The following is a 644-nucleotide window of genomic DNA, read 5'->3' as shown; positions in this document are numbered from 1 at the left end:
TTTGGCCCTGGAGCGTCAAGTGACGCCACGATTCCAATCGGAGCGTAAGCTCGCGACGATGTTCGGCTGCACAAATCAGGTGTCGTTTTAGAGCAAAATGCTGTCGAATCGGGCCGAAGTTCGAAAGGAAGCGCTGTGCTTGTCGCAAATCCCTTAAGCCGCGCATGCGGCGCTCCCGCTCTCGGGTCGGTTGATGGCTGTTTTCGGCACGGTTATTCACGCGCGCGGCAGCACGTACGAAGATGTGCTTCGTCTTGGGCAGCGCGGGCACGCAGGCTTTGGCGGCAGGGTAACTACGAAGTTGATCTGTCACGATGACGCGCGGTGCGGGGTGGTCGCGCAAAATCCTCTTGAAGAACTGTTTGGCTGCGGCAATATCTCGATGCTTTTGCAACAGGATGTCGAGTTCGCGGCCGTGTTCGTCGACGGCACGCCATAGCCAGTACGGCTCACCACGCAGACGCACGAACATTTCGTCGAGATGCCAGGTTTTGGCGATGCTGTCGGTGATCTTTACATGTGCGGCAAACCGGGCCCCGAATTTATCGCACCACCGCCGTATTGATTCGTAGCTGACGATCACGCCGCGCTCGAGCAATAATTCTTCGATGTCGCGCAAGCTCAGCGAGAAGCGAAAGTACCAG

General features: G+C 57.3%; 1 protein-coding gene. It reads right to left on the bottom strand.

The window, feature by feature from the left end; genetic code table 11:
- A partial coding sequence (locus WM40_RS27305; protein WP_046154689.1) for an IS6 family transposase occupies positions 1-644 on the bottom strand: 644 nt, incomplete at both ends.

It is taken from the genome of Robbsia andropogonis, from assembly GCF_000970345.1.
Taxonomy (GTDB): domain Bacteria; phylum Pseudomonadota; class Gammaproteobacteria; order Burkholderiales; family Burkholderiaceae; genus Robbsia; species Robbsia andropogonis.
Note: the sequence above shows the minus strand (reverse complement) of the source record. Positions and strands in the feature narration are given on the sequence as shown.